Here is a 25662-nt window from a genome sequence, read left to right as displayed (position 1 = left end):
GTCTCCTGTCAGCGGTTCATCCGCTTTAATAATTGGGTACGGATGCCGCGCGTGGCGGCGTCGTCCAGCGGCGCCAGGATGCGGCGGGCGGCTTCCGGAATATGGGCCGCGGTGTCGGCGTCGGCTTCGAACACGTAGTGGCGGAACAGCTCCTGCCAGGCCTTGCGCTGCTCCGGCGGCAGGTCGCGCACCGTCATCAGGGCGTGCATCAGGGCGTTGGTGGGCGTGTCCATGTAGTCGGGCGACTGGCGCCACCAGTAGTTCACCAGGACGTTGAAGCGGTCCAGCGCCTCGACGTGGTGCCACCACATGCTGGGGATGAACAGGGCGTCGCCCGGTTCCATCTCGGCGACCTGGGCGTGCTCGAGCGCCTGGGCGAAGCGCGGGAAGCGCGCGTAGTCGGGCTTGGCGAAATCGACCAGGCTGATGGCTTGCCCGGCGGGCGTGAAGTCGAGCGGGCCGATGTACAGGTTCTCGAGCTGGTTCGGCGGGAACAGGGTAAAGCGGCGGTGGCCGGCGGCCACGCAGGCCAGGTTGTCCGGCAGGTCGTAGTGGGCGGCGATGCGGGTGCGGTTGCCGATCCAGATGCTGGCCAGCGGATTGCGCTCGCCCAGGTCGACATCGTTCTCGGTGCGGAAACCCGGCAGCGCGGCGTCGATCGTGGTGGAGCCGACATAGATCGAGGGCGGCGGCTCGGTGGCGCGGTGCTTTTCCAGCTCGTCTAGGACGGTGTCCAGGCGCACCCGCACCGGGTAGAAATTGAAGCCGCTCAGGTCGTCGTTGTAGAAATAGCGGCCTTCGATCTCGGGTGCGCCGAGCATGGCGCCGACCGTGGCGTCGCGGTAAAAGCGGCGCAGGTAGGCGTCGGCCGCATCCTGCGACTTTCTTGCCGCCGCCACTATCGGCCAGTCGGCCACCAGGCCGCGCAGCAGCAGCGGCTCGGTGGACGCCAGGACCTCGGGGCCCAGGTCGCGTGGACGCAGGCCCGTGAGTTCGCGGATGCGCTTAGCGGCGGGCAGCATCGGCTTTCATTCGGCGGTTCTTGCGGTCGATGAGGCCGCGGAAGTTGGACAGCGAGGCCAGCGCATAGTAGATCGGCGCCAGGTGGCCGGCCTGGTGCAGCTCGTGCAGGGCGGCCGGGCTCAGGGCGGCCAGGCGTTCCTCGTGGATGGTGTAGAAGCCCGACATGCGGCTTTGGGAACCATCGTCGAGGGTGATGTCGAGCGCGAAGGTCTCGAGCAGCTCGTGCTTCATGAGCGCCCACAGGAAGCCGGCTTCGGCCTCCATGCCCTGGTGAATGACCGACAGCATGGCGTTGACGCGCTGCAGGTATTCGGAATTGCCGCCATGCGGCAGGAACACCGGTTCGCCCTCGCCGTCGCCGCGGGTGACGCGCGGGTTGTCCAGGTCGACCTGGATCATGAGTTCGTCGCCGTTACGCCCGATCAGGAAAGGCTGGCGCGCGATCATCAGCGGAATCGCCGGCGCGTCCCAGCCGCTCGGCTCGAGGAACAGGTTTTCGTTCTCGGTAAAGCCCATCAGCGCGACCGCTTCGAAAGGCACGGCGCCTTCGGCGCGGCGGAAGATGATCGGGTAGTCCGACTGCAGCAGGCGGAATTCCTGGGCAAAGGTGGTCACCCAGGCGACTTCGTCGCCCAGGCCGGGACGGTTGGCGGTGATGATGCGCAGGTCCTTGTGGTCCACGTTGTTCAGGAGGGCGATGTTGGGCATGTGTCTCTTTCGTTCTCGGTTATCGTTGTTGCAGCCCATGACGGCAAATGTGGTCGATGAGCGCGCGGTTGTCCGGCAGCGCCGGCAGCATCCGGCGAGTCAGGTTCGCCGCGTCGCGCAGGAAGCCATCGGCCAACGCGCCGTCTTCATGACGCAGCGCCGGTCCCGCTTCGTGGCGGAAGCCCATCCCGTACAAGACGTACTGATAGCTCGCCGCCGGGAAGACTTCCTGGATGCGGTTGATATCGTAGCGCGAGGGAGGGCGATGACGCCAGAGCAGAAGCAGCTTTTGCAGGCGTTCGGGGATGGTCTCGGGGCGCCGGTTGTCGCGCCAGTAGTCCGAATCGTCGCGCCGGCTCAGCACATAGTGCAGCTTGAGGAAGTCGATTACCCTCTCCCAGCGGTAGGTAAACGTCTCGTTGAAGCGCGCGGCGGCGGCCTCCATCTGCGGGCGCGTGACCGGCATCTCGTCGGCCAGCATGGCGGCCGACAGCTCCACCATGGCCAGGGCCGAGGCTTCCAGCGGCTCGATGAAGCCGCTCGACAGGCCGATGGCGACGCAATTGCGGTGCCAGAACTTGGCGCGGTAGCCGGGCTCGAAGCTCAGTTTGCGCGGCGTGGGGATGTCCTCGCCGGCGCCGCTTTGTTTCAGGTAGGCGCGCAGCTCGCGCTCGGCCTGCTCGTCCGAGATGTGGGCGCTCGAATACACGTGGCCCACGCCGCGCCGCGTGGGCAGGCCGATGTCCCAGATCCAGCCGGCGCTTTGCGCGGTGGAGGTGGTCTGGGAGGCGATCGGGTCGTTCTCGTGCGCGTAGGGTACCTGGACCGCCAGCGCGCTGTCGTTGAACAGGACGCCGCGCTGGGGCAGGAAGGGGATGCCGTAGTGCTTCCCGAGCAGCATGGACTGCATGCCGGTGCAATCGACGAACAGGTCGCCTTCCAGGTCGCCGTGCGTCTTGGTGTGCAGGGCGGCGATGTCGCCGTTGTCGTGCGAGCGAATGCCGGTGACGTGGTCGGGCACGTAGTGCACGCCCAGCTTTTCCAGGCAGTGCGTTCGCAGGAAGGCGCCGAACTTGCCGGCGTCGAGGTGGTACCCGTAGTTGGCCACCGCCGCGAATTCCGGCGTAGAGAGCTGCTTGGGCGCGCGGCCGGCCACGCACAGGTGCGGCTGGTAGCTCACCATGTCGGCGAAGGGCACGCCGCCGTGGTGCTTCTGCCAGTGGCGCGCGATATCGGCCTCGCCGTAGCCCTGGGGCAGCACGAAGGGGTGGAAGTAATAGTCGTCCGCGCCGCCGGTGACCCAGCGGTTGAAACGCGAGCCCTGCTTGAAGGCGGCGTCGCAGGAACGGAAGAAGGCGGTTTCGGATACGCCGGCCTCGCGCAGGGTGTCGCGCATGGTGGGCCAGGTGCCCTCGCCCACGCCGATCGGCGCGACGTCGGGCGACTCGATCAGGGTGATGCGCAGGCCGCCCTGTTCGAGCCCCTGGTAGCGCGACGCGAGAACGGCGGCGGTCAGCCAGCCGGCCGAGCCGCCGCCCACGATCACGACCTGCCTGATGGTGTTCGTCACCATGGTGCTTCCTGAAAAACAGATGGGGCAGTCTACCCCGAACGGGCCGCGGCGGGAATGCCCGCGGCCCTCACATCACAGGCTTAGAACTTGTAGCGCGCGGACAGCATGTAGCGCGGCCCGGACTGTTCCACGAACAGCAAGGTCTGCTTGGTGCGGCCGTGGATGCGCTTGATCTCGTCCGTCAGGTTGATGCCTTCGAACTGCACGACCAGGTTCTTGGTGAGGTTGTAGCCGACGCTCAGGTCGAACTGTCCATAGGCCTCGACATAGTTCGGGTTCGGGCCCGAGCCGTCGAAGGTCCCCGACAGGAACTCGTCGCGCCAGTTGTAGGCCGCGCGCACGTTCCACTTGTCGTTCTCGAAGATACCGACCAGGTTGGCCGAATCGCTGAGGCCAGGCAGGGCGGACTGCACCCCGGTGCTGGCATTGTCGTACTTCAGGCCGGAATGCGCGTAGGTGTAGTTGGCCTGGAGCCCGAAGCCGCTGTCGCCGAACATGTGCAGCAGGTTGAATTCCAGCCCGCGCAGGCGGTCCTTGCGCTGGTTCGAGTACGAGGTGATGCGGAAGTTCGCGATCGGATCGTTGGCGGTGGCGGTGATGGTGCCGGTCGGGGCGCCCGCACCGTCGTCCGCACCGCGCACCACGCCCGGCTGGCCGGCGAAGTTGCGCAGGATGTAGCTGCGGATGCAGGTGGTGTCGGCGTTGGCGCAGCCGTTCTGCAGCGCGGCATTCCAGTAGGCGCCGCCGACCGGGGTGCGCACGCCGAAGGGCTGGGCGATGATCTGCGACTGGCCGGCGAAGTTGCTCAGGTGCTTGCGGAAGTGGTTGATCGAGAAGAAGCTCGACTTGGCGTAATACCACTCGAAGGCAAGGTCGAAGTTCTTGGACTTGACCGGCTCGAGCGAGGGATTGCCCTGGCTGCCGGTGCCGCCTTCCACGCGCGCCAGCGTATCCAGGACCTGGCCGCCGGAGATCTGGTCGTAGCGCGGACGGCCGATGGTCTCGCCGTAGCTGAAGCGGGCCTTCATGTCGGGACGCACATCGACATCGGCGTCGAAGCTCGGCAGCAGGTGCTTGTACTTGCCCTTGAGCGTGGTGAAGCCGCGCTCGCCGAACAGCACCGGGAACTCGTTCTGCGACACCCAGCTGATCGCGGTAGGCGTCTGCACCATCGCGCTCGAGGTGACATCGGTCTTTTCGTAGCGCAGGCCGAAGGAGGTATGAACCGGCAAGGCCGTATCCCAATCGGTATTGAACTGCAGGTACAGGCTCTTCGACTTTTCCTCGGTACGCTGGTCGGTGGTGTAGAGGGGCTGCGGGCGGTACAGGTCGGGCAATCCGGTGACCTGCGCCGCCAGCGCGCGCAGCTGCTCGAAGTCGAAGGTGTAGAACTGGTTGAACAGGGCCGGGTTGCTGCTGCCGTCGATGTTGTCGAAGTACTTGTTCAGGGTCTCGCGGTGGAACATGCTGGCCGGGTAATCGGCCGGGCTGGTGGCGCCGGTCCAGGTGTCGCGCTGCTGCACCGAGAAGGCCGAGCGGTAGTCGACCTTGGTCGCGGCCAGGCCGAACTTCAGCTCGGAGGATTCCAGCATCTTCCAGCTGCCGTGGGCCTGGGCCTGGTCGATCTCGGTCTTCATGTAGCCGTTCTCGAACACCGAACCCGTCACCTGCTGCGGCGCGCGGGCGAAGTCGGCGCCGGCAATGCTCAGGACCGGGAAGTCCTTGCTGAAGTCGACCGTGGTGTCGCCGCGGCTCATGCTCGCGGTGCCGAGGACGTTGCTCGATCCCCAGGGGCTGTCCGGGGTCGATTCGGCGCTGGAGTGGTGGGCGTCGAACTCGAAGCGCACGTCGTTGTTGAGTTTCCACGCGGCGTTGAAGCCGAGCGACTTGTTCTCGTTCTTGGTGGCGAAGTCGGCGCCGCCCATCGCGATGTCGCTGTTCGCGGCCGGGATGTGCTCGGTGTAGATCAGCGGGCTGGCGACCGGGCCGTCGGTCCAGGTGCTCGACGACGCGCCGAAGTTGAACCAGGCCGAGATGTCGTTGCGGCGGGTCTGGACCTTGTTTTCCGAGTAGGTGTAGTCGAGGGTGGTGGTCAGCGCCTTGGTCGGGGCGAACTGGAACACCACCTGGCCGTTGGTGCGCTGGCGCTGCACGCCGTTCATGTTGTAGTTCAGGTTCTGCGGCACCTGGTAGGTGTCGGTCGGATCCGGACGGTTGGTGATCCGTTCCGAGCCCGGGGTGCCCGGCTGCGGGATCGTGCCCCAGTTGTTCTCGTCGCCGCGGAACGGGCCTTTCCAGCCGTTGGACACCGCAGCCTGGTTGAAGCCCAGGTTGCGTTCCTGGTAGCTGGCGGTCAGCGCCACGCCGAAACGGCCGTCGGCCGAGGTGTTGCTGTAGATGCCCGAGATCTCGGGGGTGACCTTGTCGCCGCGCTTGACGTCGTCCGGCAGGTTCTGGGCCGACTTGTCGTACACGCCCTTGACGCCGACGCTGGCCTGCATGCCGGGACGCGACAGCGGACGCGGGGTGATGATGTTGATGGTGGCGCCGATGCCGCCGGTCGGGGTCTCGGCGCGCGCCGACTTGTACACCTGGATCTGCGACACCGCTTCGGAGGCCAGGTTGGCGAAGTCGAAGGCGCGGCCGTTGCGGTCGCTCAGGCCGGAAGTCGGCATCTGGCGGCCGTTCAGCAGCACCAGGTTGAAGTCGGGGCCGGTGCCACGCACGGTCACCTTTGAGCCTTCGCCGATGGTGCGGTCGATCGACACGCCGGAAATACGCTGCAGCGATTCGGCCAGGTTGGTATCGGGGAACTTGCCGATGTCTTCGGCCACGATGCCGTCGACGAAGCCCTGGGCATTGCGCTTGAGGTTGAGGGACGACTCGAGGCTGGCGCGCAGGCCGGTCACGACCACGGTCTGGGTGGCGCCGCTCGGGGACAGTCCGGGCGCGCTGGCGCCGTCGGTGGGCTGGGAGGCCGCGCTGGTCGGGGTGGCCGGGGCGGTGGATTCCTGCGCCGCCGGGGTTGCCTGGTCCTGGGCGTAGGCCGGCATGAATGCCGCGCATGCGCTTGCCACTGCCAGACTCATCAGTGTCTGTTTAGCCTTGGGGTAATACATGTGTTCTCCTGTTCTTTTTAAAATATGACCGTCACCCATCCACGGTGCCTACCCTGTCTCCACTACCGGCCGGGCGCGCTCCACACTCCCTGGAACTACGCCGGCCCACCCTGCCTATCCTTCCACCCGCATACTTCCCCGCCCGAAGTCGCTCCCTGGCGCCGGCCGGACCGGCAGTGCCCGGGCCGCTGCCTGCTTTCCTGCCTGCGCCGCAGCGCCACAAGCCTGCCAAGCGGCGCGACGAGGACAGCCGGCCAGGGCCGGTGTCCTCGTCGTGCGCTTGCGGATGTCGGGGTGCGCGCTGCGCTGTTTCATCTGTCATCCCTCAGCATGTGTCGGTGCCGTGGTACGGAATCAAAGCTCTCTCTGCGACTCGCTTCAACTGCATGGAAACGTTTCCATGTAAGTTGTCTGAATATTAGGGTTGGAAAAAAAAATTGTCAACGGAATATTCCATACAGATATGGGTCGATATGCGGCAGTTTTGCAACAGTCGTCATGCGCCTACGGAGTCGGCGCTGCGGCTGCCCCGGGACGACGGGACCGGCGGGAATGGTTGACACGGTTTTTTCGACGGGATATAGTCGGCTTGTCGTTTTGGTAACGTTTCCAAATTCACCGCGGAGAAGTGCTTAATGCGCCGTTCTTTCGTTCTCGCGTTTCCCCCGCGGCCGCTGCTGGCCGCGGCGCTGACCGCCGTCGTGGCGGGTTCCTTGGCCGCCGCACCGGCCGGCGCGCAGGACGGAGCTTTCCGCTGGCCGAACGGGGCGCGCGCCGCGGTCAGCCTGGCCTATGACGACGCCCTCGATTCCCAGCTCGACCATGCCATTCCCGCACTCGACCGCCACGGCATCAGGGGCACGTTCTACCTGCAGCTGTCCAATCCGGCGGTCGCCAGGCGGATGGGCGAGTGGCGCGCGGCCGCGCGGCGCGGGCACGAACTGGGCAACCACAGCCTGTTCCACCAGTGTTCGGGCACAGGGACGGACCGCGCCTGGGTCGAGGCGCACCGCAACCTCGACACCACCACGCCGGAACAGATGCGCGACCAGGTCTTGCTCGGCAATACCATGCTGGAAGCGATCGACGGACAGCGCGAACGCACCTATACCGCGCCCTGCGGCGACATGCTGGCCGCGGGACGTTCCTATCTGCCGGCCCTGCGCGACGCCTTCGTGGCGATCAAGGCGGGCGGGGGCGCGGACGTGGTGCCGTCCATGGCGCGGCTCGATCCCTACGCGGTGGCGGTGGCCGGGCCGGTGAACGCCAGCGGCCAGGAGATGATCGCGCTGGTCAGGCAGGCCGCCGCGCGCGGCACCATGGTCGCCTTCACCTTCCACGGCATCGGCGGCGACTACCTGAGCGTGTCGGCGCAGGCGCACGAGGAGCTGGTGCGCTTCCTGGCGCAGCACCGGCAGGAATACTGGACCGATACCTTCCTCAATATCATGAAGCACGTCAGGGGGGAGCAGGCCGCATCTCAAGCTGCTTCTCAGGCTGCTCCCAAGTCCGCTTCGCAATGACTGCCATTGGAAGAACCATGACCACGATGAACAAGATGGCCGCGCTGGCGGCCCTGCTCCTGTGCGCAGGGTGCGCCAGCCAGCCGGCGCCAGAGGGAGCCGCCGCGCCGGCCAGCGGCTGGATGCTCGAGTGGAGCGACGAGTTCGACGGCGACAGCCTGGACCCTGGCAAATGGGTCGCGGAAACCGGCGGGCATGGCTGGGGCAACAACGAACTGCAGTTCTACACGGGGCGGCCGGAAAACCTGCGCGTGTCCGGCGGCCACTTGGTCATCGAGGCGCGCAAGGAGGCCTTCGAGAACCGCGAGTACACCTCGGCCCGCATCAAGACGGCGGGTTTGTACCAGCGCATGCATGGCCGGTTCGAGGCCCGCATCAAGGTTCCACAGGGCCAGGGCATCTGGCCGGCGTTCTGGATGCTGGGCGCCGACATCAAGCAGGCCGGCTGGCCGCGCAGCGGCGAGATCGACATCATGGAGAACATCGGCAAGGAGCCGGCCATCGTGCACGGCACCCTGCACGGGCCGGGCTATTCCGGCGACCAGGCCTTCGGCAAGCCCGCGCCCCTGGCCAGCGGCAAGTATGCGGACGACTTACACGTGTTCGCCGTCGAATGGGAACCGGGCGAGATCCGCTGGTACCGCGACGGCCAGCACTTCCACACCGCGCGACCAAGCCTGGTGAAGGGCGACTGGGTGTTCGAACACCCCTTCTTCATCCTGCTCAATCTGGCGGTGGGCGGCTACTGGCCGGGTTATCCGGACAGCACGACGGTCCTGCCGCAACAGATGCTGGTGGATTACGTGCGCGTGTACCGCAGGGCCGGTCCGGGAGGCTGAGCGGCAGCTGGACCAGCCGCGCCGGCCGGGCCGCGACAGGCGCGGATTTGTGCGGTTTATCCCGTCGAATGCGCAATCCGTCGCAATCCGGAAGGCAAATCCTGGCCCCTCCCCTATCCTGTCTCCATCGACAATCATTTTGGAGACCCACCATGCAAAAGCTCTTGACCGCCGCCCTCGTCGCCGGCTCGCTCGCCCTGGCCGCCGGCCCTGTCCTTGCCGACGACGCCGTGCGCGAAACCCGCGCCGTGGATGCCAAGGTCACCAAGGTCAAGCTGGGCGGCGTGGTCGACCTGGTCCTGCGCCAGGGCGCCACGCCCTCGCTGGTGGTTTCGGGCGACCGCCGCTACGTCCAGCGCATCACGACCGCGCAGCGCGGCGACACGCTCGAAATCGGCACCGAATCTTTCAGCACCCGTAACGAACGCATGGAGCACAAGCTGCGCGCCGAACTCACCGTGCCCAACCTGGCCGAGTTCGCATCGAATGGCGTCGGCGCCTCGACCGTCAGCGGCTTCTCGGGCGATGCCGTGAAGCTGGCCCTGGACGGCGCCGGCGCGGTGACCGTCGACGGCGGCTTCCGCCAGATCGATGCGCGCCTGGGTGGCGTGGGCGCCATGACCTTGAACGGCGTGCGCGCCGAACGCGTCGACCTGAACCTGCGCGGCGCCGGCCGCATGACGGTCCAGGGCCAGACCCGGCTGCTGCAGGCCAAGCTGACCGGCGTCGGCAGCCTGGAAGCCCAGGGTCTGCAAGCCGACACCGTCGATCTCGACCTGAATGGCCTGGGCGGCGCCTCCGTATATGCCAAGCAGGCGGCCGATGTGAGCCTGAACGGCCTGGGCTCCGCCACCGTCTACGGCAACCCGGCCAAGCGCAATGGCAATGCCAACGGTCTTGGCAAGATCAGCTGGAAATAAGCAGTAGGCACGCTAAGCACGACGGAGCGCCGGAAGCATTCAACTGGTCTTGCCCCGCTCCGCGCGGCGTACTGGCCGCCGTCGCCGCACCGGCTGCGCCGGTCACTCCTGCCGGGACCTTCGGCGGACGCAGGGCGACACCGCGGCGCCCCAGGTCGCGTCCTAGCACCAGGCGCAGGTCGGCCGGCGCGGCATCACGCACTTCCTGCAGCTGCGCGCTGCCGAGCCGCTCGGCCAGGCGCTCGGCCGCCGCGCGGTGGGCCGCCTCGTATTCGATGCGGGTGCGGCGCACGCTGAAGCCTTTGTCGTTCGACAGGCGGGTTACCCTCACGCCGGGCTCGCCGAGCCGGCGCGCCAGCGCACGCGCCATGCCGGGCACGCCGTTGCCGTTCCTGATCTCCAGGCGCGCCACCGCGCCTTCGATCGCGGGCGCCGCCGGCACCGGCGCCAAGGGGGCCGCGGGCGCGGGCAGGCCGGCAGGCGTCGGCGCCTTGCCGCGGCGTAGTTCGAACATGCCGCCTGCGGTCATGCGCAGCTCGGTGTCCAGCCAGGCATCATCCTGCTCCTTCACCGCCTCCTGCACCTGCGCCGCCTGGCCGATCGCCGCCACCGAGGTCTTGTCGCCGATGGCCGCCAGGTCGGCGCGCAGGTCGTGCTGGCGCAGCGTGGCGGCCTGCCGCAGCATCTGCTCGGCGCGCGCATCCTGGCCCAGCTTGCGCAGGGTTTCGCCCATCAGCTCCCAGGCGCGCGGATTGAGCGGATCGAGCAGGCACGCCTTTTCCAGCGCCACCAGGGCATCGTCGTAGTCACCGCTCAGGAGATAGGCATGGCCCAGGTTGCCGAACAAATAGGCCTTGCCGGGACCGGAGGACAAGCTTAGCGGCGCGGTCAGCTCGCGCCAGATGGCGACGGCGGCCGCGAACTCGCGCTGCTCGGCATGCAGGGTCGCCAGGCCGTTGCGGGCGCTGATGTGCTGTGGATCGGCCTGCAGCGCGGCCTGGTAGGCGGCGCGCGCCTCCTCGTAGCGCCGCGCCAGGTGGTGGTTGCGCCCGGCCAGGTAGGCGTCGTCGCTGCCCTCAGTTGCGGTGGCAGTGGACCGGGTAGACAGCGGCGTACAGGCCAGCAGGCCGGCGCAGGCCAGCGCCAGGGTGGTCAGGGTAGTAGCGGTTCGCATCGCAGGCTCCATCGGCTCGGTTGAGGTCAGCGCGCGCCGTGCAGCGCGCCCAGGGCCCGCGATATCTGGATCGCGGCCGGCCCGAGCAGCACCATCAGCAGCGTCGGGAAAATGCAGAAGATCAGGGGGAACAGCAGCTTGAGACCGATCTTGGCGGCGCATTCCTCCGCCCGCAGGCGCCGCTTGTGGCGCAGGTTGTCGGAATACACGCGCAGGGAATCGCCGATGCTGGTGCCGAAGCGCTCGGACTGGACCAGCATCGCGACCAGGGTATCGACGTCCTCGACGCCCGAGCGCAGGGCGAAGTTGCGCAGTGCCTTTTCCTTGCTGAAGCCGGCCCGCATTTCCATCAGCACCAGCTGCAGCTCCTGGGCCAGCACCAGGCTCTTGATGTGGATCTCGCCGGCCACCTTGACCATCGCGCGCTCCAGGCTCAGGCCCGCCTCCACGCATACGGTCAGGAGGTCCAGCGCGTCGGGGATGGTCTCGAAGATCTCGCGCCGGCGCCGGTTGACGATGCGGGTCAGGACCACGTTGGGGATGTAGTAGCCGAGGGCGGCGCCCAGCAGCAAGACCGCCAGCACCTTGTTCGATCCCAGCTCGCCCCCGTACAGGATCAGGAAGGGCGCGCACAGGGACGGCACCAGCAGCGCCAGGCCGGTCTTGGACGCGAAATACAGGGTCGGGGCTGCGGGATTGCGCCAGCCGGCGTTCATGAAGCGGGTGCGCAGGGTCGATTTTTCCCAGCCCTCTTCGGGAATCGACAGCTTGGTGAGCGGCCGGGCGACGCTGGCCACGCGCTCGACCCAGCCGGCGCCGCCATCCAGGCTGTTCTCGGCCTCGGCCGGCTTGGTGCCGAGGAAGCGGCGCAGGCGCTCGCGCAGGGAGAGCGGTGCGAACAGGGTCACGCCGAGCCATCCGAGTCCGCAGACGACGAGGAAGACGATGACCAGGAAAGCGAGTTGGGCGGATTGCATAGTCACCTCAGATGCGGATGCGGATGACCTGGCGCAGCCAGAACACGCCGAACACGATCATGGCGACGCCATACCACAGCAGCCGCACGCCGGACGGGTCGGTCCACATCAGGCTGATGTAGCCGGGGTTGGCGAGCACCATGGCGGCCCCCACGCAGAAGGGCATCAGCCCCAGGATCCAGGCCGACATCCGGCCCTCGGCCGACAGCACGCGCACGTGGGCGACCAGCTTCAGGCGGGCGCGGATGATCTCGCTGATATTGCCGAGGATCTCGGCCAGGTTGCCGCCCGACTCGCGCTGGATCAGCACCGCGATGATCAGGTAGCGCAGGTCGGTCAGCGGAATGCGCGCCGCCATGCCGTGCAGCGCTTCGCTCATCGGTACGCCGTAGTTGATTTCCTCGCGCGCGATGCGGAACTCGCTGCTGAGCGGCTCGGGCAGCTCGTTGCCGACGATTTGCAGCACGTTGCTGAAGGAGTGGCCGGCGCGCAGCGCACGCGCGATGAAGTCTGCCGCATCCGGCAGCTGCTGCTCGATGCGCAGCAGGCGCCGCTGGCGTGCGCGGCGCATCAGGCCCCAGGGCAGGCACAGGCAGGCCAGGCCGATCAGCAGCCGCCCCGCCCACGGAATCGGCCAGCCGGACGCCAGGACCAGTCCGATCGCCATGCAGCCGAGCGACCAGGCGCAGAACTGCGCCACGGTCCAGGGCGAACCCGCCTGCACCAGCAGCGCGTCGATCCGCGCGGCCACCCCGGCATGGTGCAGCAGGCGGTCGAAGGCCTGGTGGCTACTGTAGCGGCGCTGCTTGAGGATCGAGATGCGCTCGCCCGAGCGGCCCACGCCACCCGACATCAGCTGCAGGCGGCGCGCGACGCGGCGCGCCGCCGCGCCATGGGTGCCCATCCACCACAGGTAGATGCCTTCGACCGCGAGGATCACCGCCGCGAACAGGAGCACCACGAAACCGTAGAACAGTGCATCCATGCCGCCTCCGCTCAGTCGAACACCCGGTCGGGATCGAAGCTGTCTTCCGGCACCGGCACCCCGAACAGCCGCAGGCGGTCGGCGAAGCGCGGGCGCACGCCGGTGGCCGAGAAGTGGCCCAATACCTTGCCTTCAGCGTCGACGCCGCGCTGCTCGAAGCGGAAGATCTCCTGCATCGAGATGATGTCGCCTTCCATGCCGGTGATCTCCTGGATGCTGACCACCTTGCGCGTGCCGTCGGTCAGGCGCGATGCCTGCACCACCACCGTCACCGCCGACACGATCTGCTGGCGGATCGCGCGCGCGGTGAGGTTCACCCCGGCCATGCTGACCATGTTCTCCAGGCGCGACAAGGCGTCGCGCGGCGTATTCGAGTGAATGGTGGCGAGCGAGCCTTCGTGGCCGGTATTCATCGCCTGCAGCATGTCGAGCGCCTCGGCGCCGCGCACCTCGCCCAGGATGATGCGGTCGGGCCGCATGCGCAGGGCGTTGCGCACCAGGGCGCGCTGGGTCACCTCGCCCTTGCCCTCGATATTCGGCGGCCGGGTCTCGAGGCGCACCACGTGCGGCTGGCGCAGCTGCAGCTCGGCCGCGTCCTCGATCGTCACCACCCGCTCGCTGGCCGGGATGAAGCCCGAGATCAGGTTCAGCAGGGTGGTCTTGCCGCTGCCGGTGCCGCCCGAGATCAGGATGTTCACCTTGGCCGTGCCCAGGCCTTCCAGCACGCGGATCATGGGTGGGGTCAGGCTCTTGTAGTCGAGCAGGTTCTGCACCGTGAGGGGGCTGCCGCCGAAGCGCCGGATCGACAGCAGGGGCCCGTCCACCGCCAGCGGCGGGATGATCGCGTTGACGCGCGAGCCGTCCGGCAGGCGCGCGTCGACCATCGGGCTCGACTCGTCCACGCGCCGGCCCACGCGCGAGACGATCTTCTCGATGATCTTCATCAGGTGGGCGTTGTCGTGGAAAGTGACCTCGGTGAGCTCCAGCTTGCCGCGCCGCTCGACATACACCTTGCTGGCGGTGTTGACCAGGATGTCCGAGATGGTGGGGTCGTTCAGCAGCGGCTCGAGCGGCCCGAAGCCCAGCATCTCGTGCTGGATGTCGAGCACCAGGTGGTGGCGCTCGTGCTGGTTGAGGACGATGCGCTCCTCTTCGATGATGCGCTGGACCAGCAGCGCCAGCTCGTGCTTGAACTGCTCGGACGTCAGGCGCTTGAGGCGCTCCAGGTCGATCCGGTCGAGGATCATCTGGTGCATCAGCTTCTTGAGCTCCTGGAAGGCCTGGTTGCCGGTTTCCGGCAGGCTGCTCGCCATCGGGCGTTCCTGGCCGCCCGCGGCGAGGCGTTCACGTAGGGACATGGGGGCTCCAATCGTCAACGGTAATCGGGTGAGTGGCGGACTAGGCGCTTCCACCGAACAGGCGGTCGAGCAGGCCCTTGCTTTCCTGGACGCGGCGCGCCGTGACCAGCTCCACCATCTCGGCCAGGCTGCGCGCGGCCGCGCTCGAGCGCGACAGCTGCAGCACCGGCACGCCCTGGTTCACCGAATCGGTCACCGCGATGTAATCGTTCGGGAAGGTGTGCATCACTTCGCAGCCGAGCGCGGCGTGCAGGTCCTGCAGGCGCAGCTTGCCGCCCTTCTCGTAGCGGTTGACGATGAGGCGGATGTGGTCGAGCACGTAGCCGAGCGAGCGGAAGATGTCGAGCAGGCGGCGCGCATCGCGGATGTCGGGCAGCGCCAGCTGCAGCACAGGATAGATGGTCTCGGTGATGTCGAGCGCGCGCAGCGAGACCGCGTCGATCTGGCGCCCGACGTCGAGCAGCACGTAGTCGTAGTGCTGGCGCGCCACGCGCAGGATGGTGTCGATGTGCTCGGGCTTGGCGTCCTTGGCGTGGGCGGGGTCGTCGGCCGCGGCCAGGATGCCGAAGCCGGGCGTGACATGCACCAGGCAGGAGTCCAGGAAGGGCGCGTCGACGCGGGCGATCTGGGCGCAGACGTCCGACAGGGTCATGCTCGGCTTCTGGTCCGACACATACAGCGCGGCGTCGCCGAACTGGCCGTGCAGGTCGATCAAGAGCACCTTCTTGGCGGCCAGGGTCGCCAGCGCGTAGCCGAAATTGGTCGAGATGAAGGTGGCGCCGCTGCCGCCCTTGCAGGCGATGAAGGCCAGCACCTTCCCGTCGCGCATGAGAGACACGCCGGCGGCCGACGCGATCCGGTCCATCGCCTCGTGGAAGGCGCGGTGCACCAGCGGCAGCTGCAGCACCTCGCGCACGCCGGCGCGCATGGCGGTGATGAGGAGGTCGGGCTGGTGGTGGTCGGTTAGCAACATCAGCTGCGCCGACGGGTACTGGCGGCCCAGGCGTTCGAGCAGCCCGGCTTCGAGCTGTTCGCTGTCGCTGGCGTCGATGATGAGCAGCTGCAGGTTGTCCGACTCGACGCGGTCGAGGGCGTCGCGCAGGCTCGCGCGGGTGCCCGCCAGGTGCAGGGGCGGCACCCGCGCCGCGCCCTGGGAGGCGATTTCCGAGTACAGTTGGCCGTCGCGGCTGATCAGGAGCGCTTTCATGGCATCCGCTTATTGGGTGACCAGCGAGCGCGCCGGCTCGGCGTCCGGCCGTGCGTAGGAACGCTGGTAGCGCTCGTGCGCGGCGCGGGCGGCGTGGCCGTCGATGCCGGTGACCGGGTCGGTGCTGGCGCTGGCGGCGGGATCGAGCACCTGCGCCGACAGGTTGGCGCGCACCGCGTTGCCGAATTCGCGGTCCCAGCGCGGCGTGGCCGGCGCGCAGCCCAGCAAGGTGGCGCAGCACGCCCCCAGCAATAGCTTCCGTATCGTGTTGCTTGCCATGGCTATTCCCTTATTTAAGTTCGAATCCGCCCGCCGTGGTCGATGCCGGTGGCGCGATGCTGGGCGCCGACTGCAGCGCCGTGCCGGCGGCCGGCGGATCGCCCTCCAGGCGGCCGCCCAGCATCACTTCGGCGCGCGTCGGCGTGCCGATCTTGTCGGTGGGCAGGGTGTAGCCGGCGCCCGTCATCGGCTTGACCAGCCGCGCCGTGATCACGAACACCAGCTCGGTGCGGTCCTGCTGGTAATCGGTGCTGCGGAACAGCGCGCCCAGCACCGGCACTTCGCCCAGCACCGGCAGGCCCTTCAGGTTGGTCACCAGGTTGTTCTTCACCAGGCCGCCGATGGCGAAGCTCTGGCCGTCGTGCAGCTGCACCGTGGTACTGGCGCGGCGCGTGGTCACCAGGGGCATGATGGCGGTGCCGGCGATGCCGACCGCGCTGATGCCGATCCCTTCGCGCGACAGCTCGGACACTTCCGGCGCCACCTTCAGGTTGATGCGCCCTCCGCCCAGCACGGTCGGGGTGAAGCGCAGGCCGACGCCGAATTCCTTCTCTTCCAGGGTGATCTTGTTGTTGTCCTGCGCCACCGGGATGTAGAACTTGCCGCCCGCGAGGAAGGTGCCTTCCTGGCCGCTGATCGCCAGCACATTGGGCTCGGCCAGGATGCGCACCAGGCCGTCCTGCTTGTCGGCTTCGACGTCGAAGCGGTTGCCGTTGGTCTTGCGGCCCGCCAGGCCGCCGCGCGCCAGGCCGGTCACGAATTCGGTGGCCAGGGTCGTGGTCCAGCTGCCGGAACCAAAGGAAAAGCGGGTGCCGGTTTCCAGGCGCTCGATCAGGCTGCGCGAGACCTCGGCCACCTTGACCTCCAGCTGCACCTGCTGAGGCGCGCTGACGCCGAGCAGGTTGACCACGCGCGCGGCGGCCGCGGACGCGCCGTTGTTGTTGTTCGCGCTGTTCGCGGCGACCGCGATCACGCCGTCGGTGTCGTTGTCCTTGGCGGCCGGCGGCAGCTGGCGCAGCGGGCGGCGCACATAGGCGCTGGCCAGCTCCACCGCGCGCGCCACCGCCGCGGCATCGCTGACGGTGCCGGTCAGCACGAGCGAATCGGCGGCGGACATCACCTTGATGTCCTTTTCCTCGGGCATCGCGGCTGCCAGGGTGGCCTGCAGGCCGGCCGGGTCCATCGCCACCACGATGTCGACGATGCTGCACACGCCGCTGCGGCCCTGCACGATCATGTTGGTGCTGCCGACGTCGACGCCGGCGATATAGAGCGTGTCCGGGGCGACCAGCATGGCCTGCACCACGGCCGGATTGCCGACGCTGCGGTGGCGCACCGGCTCGGGCAGCTTGAGCATGGTCGACTTGCCCATGTGGAGCGACATGCGCGCCGGGCGCGCCGCTTCGCCGCTGCAGCCGGCTTCCTGCCGCGCTTTCGAAGGCTGCTGCGCTTGCGCTTTCGCGGCGGCCTTGGACGGCTGTTTCGCCTGCGCCTGGGGAGCGTCGGCATGGGCGGAAACGGCGGCCAGCGCCAGTCCTGCCGCGAGGCAGGCGCGCAGCGTCCGGTGCCGCGCAATCGTGGAGCGTCTGTTCATGGCATCAATCCAGGCGAGGAGGTCTCAGAAGCATTCCTGCGAACTGTGCAGGCCGTTGATCACGCCGACGCAGTCGCGCCGCGGCGCCGGTGGGGCTGGTGGCCGCTGCGCCAGCGGCCGCGGCCGGGATACCGGCAGCGCGACCCGGTGCACCGGCGCGGCGGGTGCGGCCAGCGGCGGCAGCAGGTTCTGCTTGGTGGCGCCGGCGGTCGCGCTGGCGGCCGGATCGACCTGGTTGCGCAGCGCCAGCGACAGGGTGCCGACGCTGCGCGCCAGGTCGAGCTTCTCGGCCTGTTCCGGCGTGACCTCCAGGGTCACCGCGTTGACCACCTTGGGCTTGGTCTCGTCCCGGCTGACTTCCTGGGCCACGGCCAGCACCAGGATCCGTTCGAGCACGATCTTCGAGATGCTCTGCTCACGCTGCCCGCCCTGGACCTGAGGCTGCGGATCGGTCTCGGTGCTGACGATGATGTCGACGTAATTGCCCGGCAGCGCGAAGCCGGCCACGCCGATCACGTCGTTGACGCGCACCGTGATGGCGCGCTTGCCCTCGGCGATCAGGGCCGACAGGCCGCCCAGGGTCCCGGCCGGGGCCAGCTTGGATTCGCTCACCGGGTCGCCCGCCTGCACGCTGGTGCGCATCACGCGTCCGCTGAGCTTCTGGGGATCGCTGAAGGCGCCCTTGGGCACGCTGTCGGCCGGCCAGTCGACCAGCTTGAGCATCTCGGGGGCCAGGCGCTGGCCGATGTCGATATCGGTCACGGCCACGGCGATGCGCCCGGCACTCGACGCTGGCGCATGCAGCAGCCACTGGGCGGCCAACGCCACGGCCCCCATCCCGAACACGACGGCCAGGGCCATCACGATCACGGCACGCTTGTTCTTCATCGCACATCTCCCGTCGGAATCGGCAGCGAGCCTGCGCCGAACAGGCTGCTCCAGGCCTGGGCCACGCTGTCCACGTCGAAGCGTGGAGCGCGTCCGGCGAAGCCGGCGAAATCTCGGATGCGCTGGACCAGTTCCTGCGGATAGGCCGCCAGCATCGGACGCCGGGTGCGGCGGTGCAGTTCGTGCACCAGGTAGTCGAGCGCCCCGGCCTCGGGCTCGATCCGGTTCAGGCGCGCCTGGCGCAGCAGCAGCGCGCGGTAGCCCGCTTCGGACAGCGGCCCGATGCCGATCCGGTAGCCGATGCGGCGCAGGCAGGAGTCGTCGAGCACCGATTCCGGCGCCAGGCTGGTGGCCAGCACCAGGCTGGCGTCGAAGGGCAGCGCATGGGTTGGTCCATTCGGTACGGCGACGTGGTCGCGCCCCTGTTCGAGCGCGCCCAGCAGGCGGTGCAGCAGCTCGCCGGCGGGCATGCGCTGGCGTCCCAGGTCGTCCACCACCAGCAGGCCGTTGTTGGCCAGCAGCTGGGGCGGCGCGTGGAACAGGCCGCCGGACGGATCGTGGCGCAGCTCCAGCATGTCGCGCGTCAGTTCGGCGCCCACGTGCACCAGCGGACGCTGGCACAGCGCCCAGCGCGCATCGCAGCTGCGCCGCTCTTCCATGCCGCGGCTGGCCAGCGGAGCCGGATGCAGGACCGGATCGTAGATTTGCACGATCTCGTGGTTGACCAGCACCGCATACGGCACCGCCACCGGTTCCTGGCGCAGCCGCGCCAGCTTCCTGGCCAAGGTGGTCTTGCCGCTGCCCGACGGCCCGAACAGCAGCAGCGGACGGTTCGAGCGCAGGGCCGCGCCGACCAGCTCGCGCACCGCCGGCTCCAGGCCATCGTCGGCCAGCACGGCCTGCAGGTCGGCGGGCGTGACCCGCAGGGCGTCGTCGCGGCGCAGCGACTGTTCCTCGATCGCGGCGCGCCAGGCGGCCAGCGGCACCGGCGCCGGCCCGGCATAGCGCGAGGCGAGCAGGTAATCGGCGGCGGCGCGCTGGCCATAGGCGGTCAGCTGGTAGTGCACGTCGATGTCGGAGTCGCCGGAATACGCCACCTCGGCCTGCTGGGCGGCGACCAGGTGCTGCATGACTTCGCGCACCACGCTCACCGACAGGCGCAGCCGGCCGGTCAGCACCGACAGCGCCGTCCGGCCGCTCGCATGCATGGCCTTGACCACCAGAGCGGTCACGAAGCGCGGCTCCAGGCCGGTATCGCGGATGGTCCGCGCCTGGCGCGGCAGCACCGGCACGGCGTCGATCTCCAGCGGCGGCGCGAGGCGCTCGCCGGCGCCGCCCGCGGCTGCTTCAGCCGCCGCGCCCAGCCCTGCGCTTCCCGTTAGCGCTTCCATATTGCAACCTCCTGCTCAAGGCAAGTGTTTAAGAGAACTTGATTTGATTCTAGCGAGCGTCCATGCCCGGCCTTTGACGGCCAACAAGTGCGCACCCGCCCACAATTAGTCATAACGGCTTATCAAAATAATCATTGTTCCGGCGGCGATGGCGACCCCGTAAGGCATGGAGCCGGCGCTGTCCTGGCCCGTTGCGCCGTAGGCGCCCGTGGGCGGCAGGCGCAGCAGTGCACCGCGCAGGATGGACCACATGTTCGACAGCGCCAGCCACAGGCGGCCGCGCCAGGCGACGATCGCGAGCGCCATCACGCCGCCCACGCACCAGGCCATGATGGCGATGTGCAGCGCATCGACCGCGCCGGTGAAGGCGCCCACTGCGGCCATCATCTTGACGTCCCCGGCAGCCATGCCGCGGATCAGGTAAAACGGTAGAAAAACGATCAGGCCGGTGGCCAGGCCGCCCAGCCAGGACTGCAGGCCGCCAAGGGGCGCTGCCGAGGCAAGATGCAGGCACAAGGCGCCGGCCACGCCGGCCAGCAGCAGCCGGTTCGGAATGCGGCGGCTTGCCAGGTCGTTGACGGCGCAAGCCGCCACCATCAGCAACAACAAGGTATCGAGGTACGGTGCGACAGGCATGATGCGCCCTCCTCCCGAAAAAAAAGCCCCCCAGGGCCGGATGCAGCCGCGGGGGCGGACGATCAAGCGGTGGTGTCAGGGAACTGGTCGCGGATGAACGTGAACGCGTCCTTGATCTTTTCGCCGACTTCGCCAGCCACGGTCGCCATCACGACGCCGATGAGGGCGGCGATCATGCCGTATTCGATGGCGGTCACACCGTTTTCGTCGGCAATGAAAGCTTTGATGGCGGAGGACATCGTGCTCATGACAAACTCCTTATGGTGGTTGAGGAAAACTGGCTGCGTCGGGGCCCCGTCGCTACTGCTTTGTTGCGTTTGCCAGTGAGTTCACTTTACCGAATCGTGCCGTACGGCAACTTGACTACTGTCAACTTTTCCTAGTGGAAACGTAAGATTCTGACGAGGAACAGGCTTTGAGGAAGATTGCGCGGGCAGGCATCCAGCGATGCCTGAAAAAGAATAATTATTGATAAGAATAATTGCCTGTAATACAAAAAAGTATTATCCTTTGTCGCTTCGCCGCCCAAAAAAGCGGCACCATCGGTACCCGAGCCCCGTGCCTGTGATTGACGACGCTTCCGTGAACGACACCCTGCTGCGACACATGGTCGACATGACCGGCCACCGCGATCACACGATGCTCGACATCTCCGTGATCTCGGCGGTGCAGGAATTGGGACGGGCGGTGCAGACGCGGGTGCTGAGCATCGCCACGGTCTGCGGCCAGCGCTTCGTGCGTTCGCGCGCCTGCATCCGCATGGGCGGCGTGGCCTGCCCCGAGGAACCCCAGGACAGCGCCAGCCCGGGCGAGCCGATCGCGCTCTATCCAGCCCTGGCCCACTGCCTCGACAACCACGATTCGCGCGCCGAAGCCGCCGGCGAAGATGGGCTGCGCCACCTGTGGCTGCCGATCTGGTTCGGCGACAAGGCCGACACCTGCCTCGAGATCGCGCACCAGGGTCCGTTCACGCCGGAAGCGATCCACATGATCAGCGGGATCGTCAGCGTCTACCGCAACTTCCAGAACCTGCTCGACTACAGCGAGCGCGATTCGCTCACCGGCCTGCTCAACCGCAAGACCTTCGACGACCAGCTGGCGCGCATGCTGCACGCCTCGGACAGCGAGCCGCTGGTGCCGGGCCAGCCGGAGCGGCGCCACCACGGCGGCGAGGAGAAACAGTGGCTGGCGGTGGTCGACGTCGACCATTTCAAGGGGGTCAACGACCGCTTCGGCCACCTGTACGGCGACGAGGTGCTGATCCTGGTCGCCAACCTGCTGCAGTCCTCCTTCCGCGCCCAGGACCGGGTGTTCCGCTTCGGCGGCGAGGAGTTCGTGGTGCTGCTGCGCTCCACCACGCTGGAAAACGCGCGCAAGATCATCGACCGCTTCCGCACCAACGTCGAAGCCCACGTCTTCCCCCAGGTGGGGCAAGTGACGGTCAGCGTCGGCTTCACCAGCGTCAGCGCCAGCGATTCGCCGGTGGTCACCCTCGGCCATGCCGACCAGGCGCTCTACTATGCCAAGGCCAACGGCCGCAACCGCGCCTGCTACTACGAAGAGCTGGTGGCGCACGGCCTGCTGCAGACCGTGGCCACCAACGACACCGCCGAGTTCTTCTAGATCTGTTCGCGCGCGAAGGCGATCGCGTCCTCCAGCCGGTCGTCGCCCCAGAACATCTCGTCCCCGACAAAGAAGGTCGGCGCCCCGAACACGCCGCGCCGGCGCGCCTGCGCCGTCTGCTCGCGCAGCGCCAGCTTGTTGGCCTCGCCCAGTGCCGCGGCCAGCACCGCCTGCGGGTCCGGCGCCAGGCCCTCCAGGGCCTCGAGCGCGGCCTCGTTCGAGGCGATCTCCAGGTCGCGCACCCAGTTGCGCTGCATGATGCGGCGGCAGAACTCACCGATCCAGGGTTCGTCCGCCGCCAGCAGTGCGACCCGCATCGCCGGCAGGGCCGTGCGCGGGAACTCGCTCGGACGCCGGAACGCCAGGCCATATTTCGCGGCGCGGCGCGCGACGTCGCGCCAGGCGTACTCGCCCTTTTCCTTCTGCTGCACGAAGGGCGCGTTCTCGTAGCCCAGTTCGCGGAAGATGGGCCCGAGCAGGAAGGGCTTCCAGGCCAGCCGCAGGCCGGCGCGCCGCACCTCTTCCTCGATGCGCATGAGGGTCAGATAGCTGTAGTTGCTGCCGAATTCGAACCAGAACTCGATGACGGGCGGTACGGAAGCGCTCATTGTCTACTCCTCTGCGATAGTGGGGGCTTGCCCAAAACGGGACCAGCGCACACACTGCCACATTCACAACGCGACAACAAGCAGGCGGGAGGCATGATGGAACAGGTCTTGATCGTCACCGGCGCGGGACGCGGCATCGGCGCCGCCGTGGCGCGCCTGGCGGCCGCGCGCGGTTACGCGGTCGCCGTCAACTACCAGCGCGACGCGCAGTCCGCCGACGCGCTGGTGCGCGACATCGGCGCGGCCGGCGGCCGGGCGCTGGCGATCCAGGCCGATATCGGTCGGGTGGAGGAAGTGGAAGCCTTGTTCGCGCGGGTGGAAGCGGAACTGGGACCACCCGCCGCCCTGGTCAACAACGCCGGCATCACCGGCCGCCTCGGTCCCTTCATGGACGCCGATCCGGCCGCGATCGAGGCGGTGTTCCGCACCAACGTGCACGGTGTCATGCACTGCAGCCGCGCCGCCGTGCGTTCCTTCAGGAAGAGCGGCACGCGCGGGGTGATCGTCAACCTGTCCTCGACCGCCGCCACCCTGGGCAGCCCGCACGAATTCGTGCACTACGCCGCCAGCAAGGCGGCGGTGGAGACGTTTACGCTGGGACTGGGGCGCGAACTGGCGGCGGAAGGCATCCGCGTCTGCGCGGTGGCGCCGGGATCGACCCTGACCGACATCCACGCGGCGGCGGGCGAGCCTGGACGGCCCGCGCGCGTGGCGCCGAAGATCCCCATGCAGCGCCTGGCCGCGCCGGAGGAGATCGCCGAACCGGTCTTGTGGCTGCTGTCGCCGGCGGCGTCCTACGTCACCGCGGCGACCCTGCGCTGCGGCGGAGGATTGTAGAAGGCGTCAGGCCAGCTGCATGAAGCGGAAGGGATCGACCTTCCACTTTTCGGGCGACTCGTGGCGCACGATCTTGTCGCCGCCGCCGAAGCCCAGCGCCTTGGACAGGTCCAGGGTTTCCGGCTTGATGTAGATCTGGCTCTTGGTATTGAAGAAGACGTTGACCTTGGGAGTGAGCAGGCTGCTCTCGTGCGGCTCGACGACCACGCCCAGGCGGCCCGATTCCAGCATTACCAGGGTGCCGACCGGGTAGATGCCCACGCAGCGCATGAATTCCTGCGCCAGGCTGGGACTGAAGTGGAACTTGCTCCACTCGTAGATCTTGCGCAGCGCTTCGGCCGCCGACATGCCCTTGTGATAGCAGCGGTCCGAGGTGATCGCATCGTAGACGTCGACGATGGCCGCCATCTGGGCCAGCTCGCTGATGCCTCCTTCGGCCTGCTGGTCCGGATAGCCGCTGCCATCGCGCCGCTCGTGGTGGTGCAGGGTGATGTCGAGCGGGATCGCGCCGATCTCCGGCGACTTGCGCAGCAGGTCGTAGCCATCGCGCGGGTGGCGCTTGATGACGGCGAATTCCTCGTCGGTCAGGCGGCCCTGCTTGTTCAGGATGTGGTCGGGCACCAGGGCCTTGCCGGTGTCGTGCAGCAGGCCGCCCAGGCCGGCCTGGTAGATAGTGTCTTCAAGCATGCCGCGCGAGCGGCAGAAGGCCACCAGCAGCGCGCACACGCTGACCGAATGCAGGAAGGTGTAGTCGTCCTTGTTCTTGATGCGCAGCAGGCCAAGCAAGGCGCCGGAATTGCGTAGGATGGATTCGGTCACGCTCTGCACCACCGGGCCGACCTTGTCGAGCTCCACCGCCTTGCCCAGGCGCGCGTCCTGCATCACGGTGCGCACCAGGCCGGCGGCCTGCTTGCGGATGGTGGCGGCGCGCGCCAGCTCCTCGCCCAGCGAAACGCGGGTGACCACGATCGGCTTGGCGGCGGCGATGGCCGTGACTTCCGCCTCGGTGGCGGCGTCGGCTTCGGCCAGGGTCGGGGCGTCGTCGATGTCCAGGCCGCGCGCGCAATCGATCACCACGCCGCGAATCCTGGCGTTGCGGATCTTGTAGATCTCTTCGTCCGTCGTCAGGAGAAAACGGTTGCGCACGAAAGGATGCTCCATCCAGCCGCAATCCAGATCGTGGATGAACATCCCGATCTTCAACTGCGACGCATCCACTTTCTTCAACATCTTGTAACCTTGCTATGTTAATCTCGCCGCCCATCGGCCACAGTGCAGTATAGCAATTATGCATTTTGTGTAGGCACACATTGTTGCTGTGTAGACACACATATTGATTTCAGGATTTATGGAACTTCGCCAGCTGCGCTATTTCGTCGCCATTGTCGATCACGGCTCGCTCTCGCGCGCGGCCCTGGTGCTGCACGTGGCGCAGCCGGCGCTGACCCAGCAGCTGCGCCAGCTCGAGGAGGAACTAGGGGCCCAGCTGCTGCACCGCTCGGCCCATGGCGTGGTCAGCACCGATGCCGGCAAGGTGTTCTACGAGCACGCGCAGGCGATCCTGAAGCAGGTGGCCGACGCGCGCGCGGCCGTCACCCAGTCGCTGGACCGGCCCTCGGGCAGCGTCACCCTCGGCCTGCCGCACAGCATCTCGGGCGCCCTGGCCCTGCCCCTGCTCACCGCGGTGCGCGAGCGCTATCCCGAAATCACCCTGCAGCTGACCGAGGAAATCTCGGGCAACCTCACCGAGCAGCTCAAGTCCGGGCGCCTGAACCTGGCGGTGCTGTTCGACGATGCCCCCACCGTGCAGTTCACGGCCACGCCCCTGGTCGAGGAAGACCTGGTCTTCATCTGCAAGGCCGGCTCCGCCTTCGCGCCCGCGGGCCCCGCCCTCAGCCTGCGCCAGGCCCTGGCCAGCACCCTGATCCTGCCGGCGCGCCAGCACGGCGTGCGCCCGCTGGTCGAACAGGTGGCGCAGGGCGCCGGCCTGGTGCTGCGCAATGTGTTGGAAATCAACTCGATCGCCATCCTGCGTTCGGCCATCCTGGCCGACCTGGGCGCCACCCTGCTGCCGCGCGCGCCCTTCCAGGACGACCTGGCGCGCGGCGCCATGGCCGCCTGGCCGGTGCAGGACCCGGCCGTGACGCGGCGCGTGATCCTGTGCGGCTCGCGCAACATCCCGCTCACGAATGCCGCCGCCGCCATCGGCCGCCTGGTGCGCGAAGTGACCGAGGACCTATGCGCGCGCGGCGCCTGGCCCGGAGCCCGCCTGGCCAGCTGAATTTCGGTTATCATTTTTTCTTATACCCCCATCCGGAATCCCTATTGGATTGTGGACAGCTAAGTCCCTACACTCCACGCGGTTAAAGTGCGCCACCCACGCGCACAGCAAAAACCATC

The 25662-nt window shown here is 67.8% G+C and carries 23 protein-coding genes; 6 read left to right on the top strand and 17 right to left on the bottom strand.

Annotation, left to right across the window (positions count from 1 at the left end; genetic code table 11):
• Positions 1-8: 8 nt before the first annotated feature.
• The 4 genes from KBW98_RS11925 to KBW98_RS11910 all read right to left on the bottom strand — a co-directional run bounded on the left by KBW98_RS11925 (position 9) and on the right by KBW98_RS11910 (position 6393).
• On the bottom strand, positions 9-1022 hold the full coding sequence (locus tag KBW98_RS11925; RefSeq protein WP_211520355.1) for a cupin-like domain-containing protein: 1014 nt from the start codon (positions 1020-1022) through the stop codon (positions 9-11).
• A complete protein-coding gene (locus KBW98_RS11920) occupies positions 1006-1731 on the bottom strand; it encodes a SapC family protein (protein WP_211520354.1) in 726 nt (241 codons plus the stop codon). The genes KBW98_RS11925 and KBW98_RS11920 overlap by 17 nt, the downstream gene beginning before the upstream one ends.
• A 19-nt stretch (positions 1732-1750) precedes the next feature.
• Positions 1751-3304, bottom strand: coding sequence for a tryptophan halogenase family protein (locus KBW98_RS11915; RefSeq protein ID WP_211520353.1), 1554 nt, complete (start codon positions 3302-3304; stop codon positions 1751-1753).
• An 80-nt stretch (positions 3305-3384) separates the two neighbouring features.
• Positions 3385-6393 (bottom strand): TonB-dependent receptor, encoded by a 3009-nt coding sequence (locus tag KBW98_RS11910; protein WP_229429138.1) that lies wholly within the window; start codon positions 6391-6393, stop codon positions 3385-3387.
• Positions 6394-7058: 665 nt separating this feature from the next.
• Between KBW98_RS11910 and KBW98_RS11905 the strand changes: the two genes are divergently transcribed.
• The 3 genes from KBW98_RS11905 to KBW98_RS11895 all read left to right on the top strand — a co-directional run bounded on the left by KBW98_RS11905 (position 7059) and on the right by KBW98_RS11895 (position 9705).
• Complete coding sequence (locus KBW98_RS11905; RefSeq protein WP_211520351.1) at positions 7059-7946, top strand: polysaccharide deacetylase family protein; 888 nt, start codon at positions 7059-7061, stop codon at positions 7944-7946.
• Between the two features lie 17 nt (positions 7947-7963).
• Positions 7964-8785 (top strand): family 16 glycosylhydrolase, encoded by an 822-nt coding sequence (locus KBW98_RS11900; RefSeq protein ID WP_211520350.1) that lies wholly within the window; start codon positions 7964-7966, stop codon positions 8783-8785.
• A 152-nt stretch (positions 8786-8937) separates the two neighbouring features.
• Complete coding sequence (locus tag KBW98_RS11895; RefSeq protein ID WP_229429137.1) at positions 8938-9705, top strand: head GIN domain-containing protein; 768 nt, start codon at positions 8938-8940, stop codon at positions 9703-9705.
• Here the strand turns inward: KBW98_RS11895 and KBW98_RS11890 are convergent.
• From KBW98_RS11890 to KBW98_RS11840, 11 genes are all read right to left on the bottom strand, one after another.
• On the bottom strand, positions 9692-10879 hold the full coding sequence (locus KBW98_RS11890) for a LytR C-terminal domain-containing protein (protein WP_211520349.1): 1188 nt from the start codon (positions 10877-10879) through the stop codon (positions 9692-9694). The genes KBW98_RS11895 and KBW98_RS11890 overlap by 14 nt on opposite strands.
• A gap of 26 nt (positions 10880-10905) precedes the next feature.
• Complete coding sequence (locus KBW98_RS11885) at positions 10906-11856, bottom strand: type II secretion system F family protein (protein WP_211520348.1); 951 nt, start codon at positions 11854-11856, stop codon at positions 10906-10908.
• 7 nt (positions 11857-11863) lie between these two features.
• Positions 11864-12841 (bottom strand): type II secretion system F family protein, encoded by a 978-nt coding sequence (locus KBW98_RS11880; RefSeq protein ID WP_211520347.1) that lies wholly within the window; start codon positions 12839-12841, stop codon positions 11864-11866.
• Positions 12842-12852: 11 nt separating this feature from the next.
• The gene (locus KBW98_RS11875) at positions 12853-14199 is read right to left on the bottom strand and encodes a CpaF family protein (protein ID WP_211520346.1); all 1347 of its coding nucleotides are present in this window, start codon (positions 14197-14199) and stop codon (positions 12853-12855) included.
• 40 nt (positions 14200-14239) lie between these two features.
• Positions 14240-15406 (bottom strand): AAA family ATPase, encoded by a 1167-nt coding sequence (locus KBW98_RS11870; protein ID WP_211520345.1) that lies wholly within the window; start codon positions 15404-15406, stop codon positions 14240-14242.
• 9 nt (positions 15407-15415) lie between these two features.
• On the bottom strand, positions 15416-15685 hold the full coding sequence (locus KBW98_RS11865) for a hypothetical protein (RefSeq protein WP_211520344.1): 270 nt from the start codon (positions 15683-15685) through the stop codon (positions 15416-15418).
• Positions 15686-15695: 10 nt separating this feature from the next.
• Positions 15696-17279, bottom strand: a complete 1584-nt coding sequence (locus KBW98_RS11860) for a type II and III secretion system protein family protein (RefSeq protein WP_211520343.1) — start codon at positions 17277-17279, stop codon at positions 15696-15698.
• Positions 17280-17303: 24 nt separating this feature from the next.
• Entirely contained in the window at positions 17304-18167 is an 864-nt protein-coding gene (gene cpaB / locus KBW98_RS11855; RefSeq protein WP_211520342.1) for a Flp pilus assembly protein CpaB, read from the bottom strand.
• Positions 18164-19558, bottom strand: a complete 1395-nt coding sequence (locus KBW98_RS11850) for an ATP-binding protein (protein ID WP_229429136.1) — start codon at positions 19556-19558, stop codon at positions 18164-18166. The genes cpaB and KBW98_RS11850 overlap by 4 nt, the downstream gene beginning before the upstream one ends.
• A gap of 105 nt (positions 19559-19663) precedes the next feature.
• On the bottom strand, positions 19664-20194 hold the full coding sequence (locus KBW98_RS11845; protein ID WP_211520341.1) for a prepilin peptidase: 531 nt from the start codon (positions 20192-20194) through the stop codon (positions 19664-19666).
• A gap of 62 nt (positions 20195-20256) precedes the next feature.
• The gene (locus tag KBW98_RS11840) at positions 20257-20442 is read right to left on the bottom strand and encodes a Flp family type IVb pilin (protein ID WP_211520340.1); all 186 of its coding nucleotides are present in this window, start codon (positions 20440-20442) and stop codon (positions 20257-20259) included.
• Between the two features lie 358 nt (positions 20443-20800).
• Between KBW98_RS11840 and KBW98_RS11835 the strand changes: the two genes are divergently transcribed.
• Complete coding sequence (locus KBW98_RS11835) at positions 20801-21817, top strand: GGDEF domain-containing protein (RefSeq protein ID WP_211520366.1); 1017 nt, start codon at positions 20801-20803, stop codon at positions 21815-21817.
• Here the strand turns inward: KBW98_RS11835 and KBW98_RS11830 are convergent.
• Positions 21814-22425 carry a 2-hydroxychromene-2-carboxylate isomerase gene (locus tag KBW98_RS11830; RefSeq protein ID WP_211520339.1) on the bottom strand — a complete coding sequence of 204 codons (612 nt, stop codon included), beginning with the start codon at positions 22423-22425 and terminating at the stop codon, positions 21814-21816. The two genes, KBW98_RS11835 and KBW98_RS11830, sit on opposite strands and share 4 nt — an antisense overlap.
• A gap of 93 nt (positions 22426-22518) precedes the next feature.
• Between KBW98_RS11830 and KBW98_RS11825 the strand changes: the two genes are divergently transcribed.
• Positions 22519-23262, top strand: coding sequence for an SDR family oxidoreductase (locus KBW98_RS11825; RefSeq protein WP_373888932.1), 744 nt, complete (start codon positions 22519-22521; stop codon positions 23260-23262).
• Between the two features lie 6 nt (positions 23263-23268).
• Here the strand turns inward: KBW98_RS11825 and KBW98_RS11820 are convergent, their stop codons facing one another.
• Positions 23269-24492, bottom strand: coding sequence for an HD-GYP domain-containing protein (locus KBW98_RS11820; protein ID WP_211520338.1), 1224 nt, complete (start codon positions 24490-24492; stop codon positions 23269-23271).
• 118 nt (positions 24493-24610) lie between these two features.
• On the opposite strand from KBW98_RS11820, the gene KBW98_RS11815 reads away from it, so the two are divergent.
• Complete coding sequence (locus KBW98_RS11815) at positions 24611-25543, top strand: LysR substrate-binding domain-containing protein (RefSeq protein ID WP_211520337.1); 933 nt, start codon at positions 24611-24613, stop codon at positions 25541-25543.
• The last annotated feature ends 119 nt before the right edge of the window (positions 25544-25662 follow it).

The organism is Massilia sp. ST3 (assembly GCF_018119405.1).
Classification (GTDB): domain Bacteria; phylum Pseudomonadota; class Gammaproteobacteria; order Burkholderiales; family Burkholderiaceae_D; genus Telluria.
Note: the sequence above shows the minus strand (reverse complement) of the source record. Positions and strands in the feature narration are given on the sequence as shown.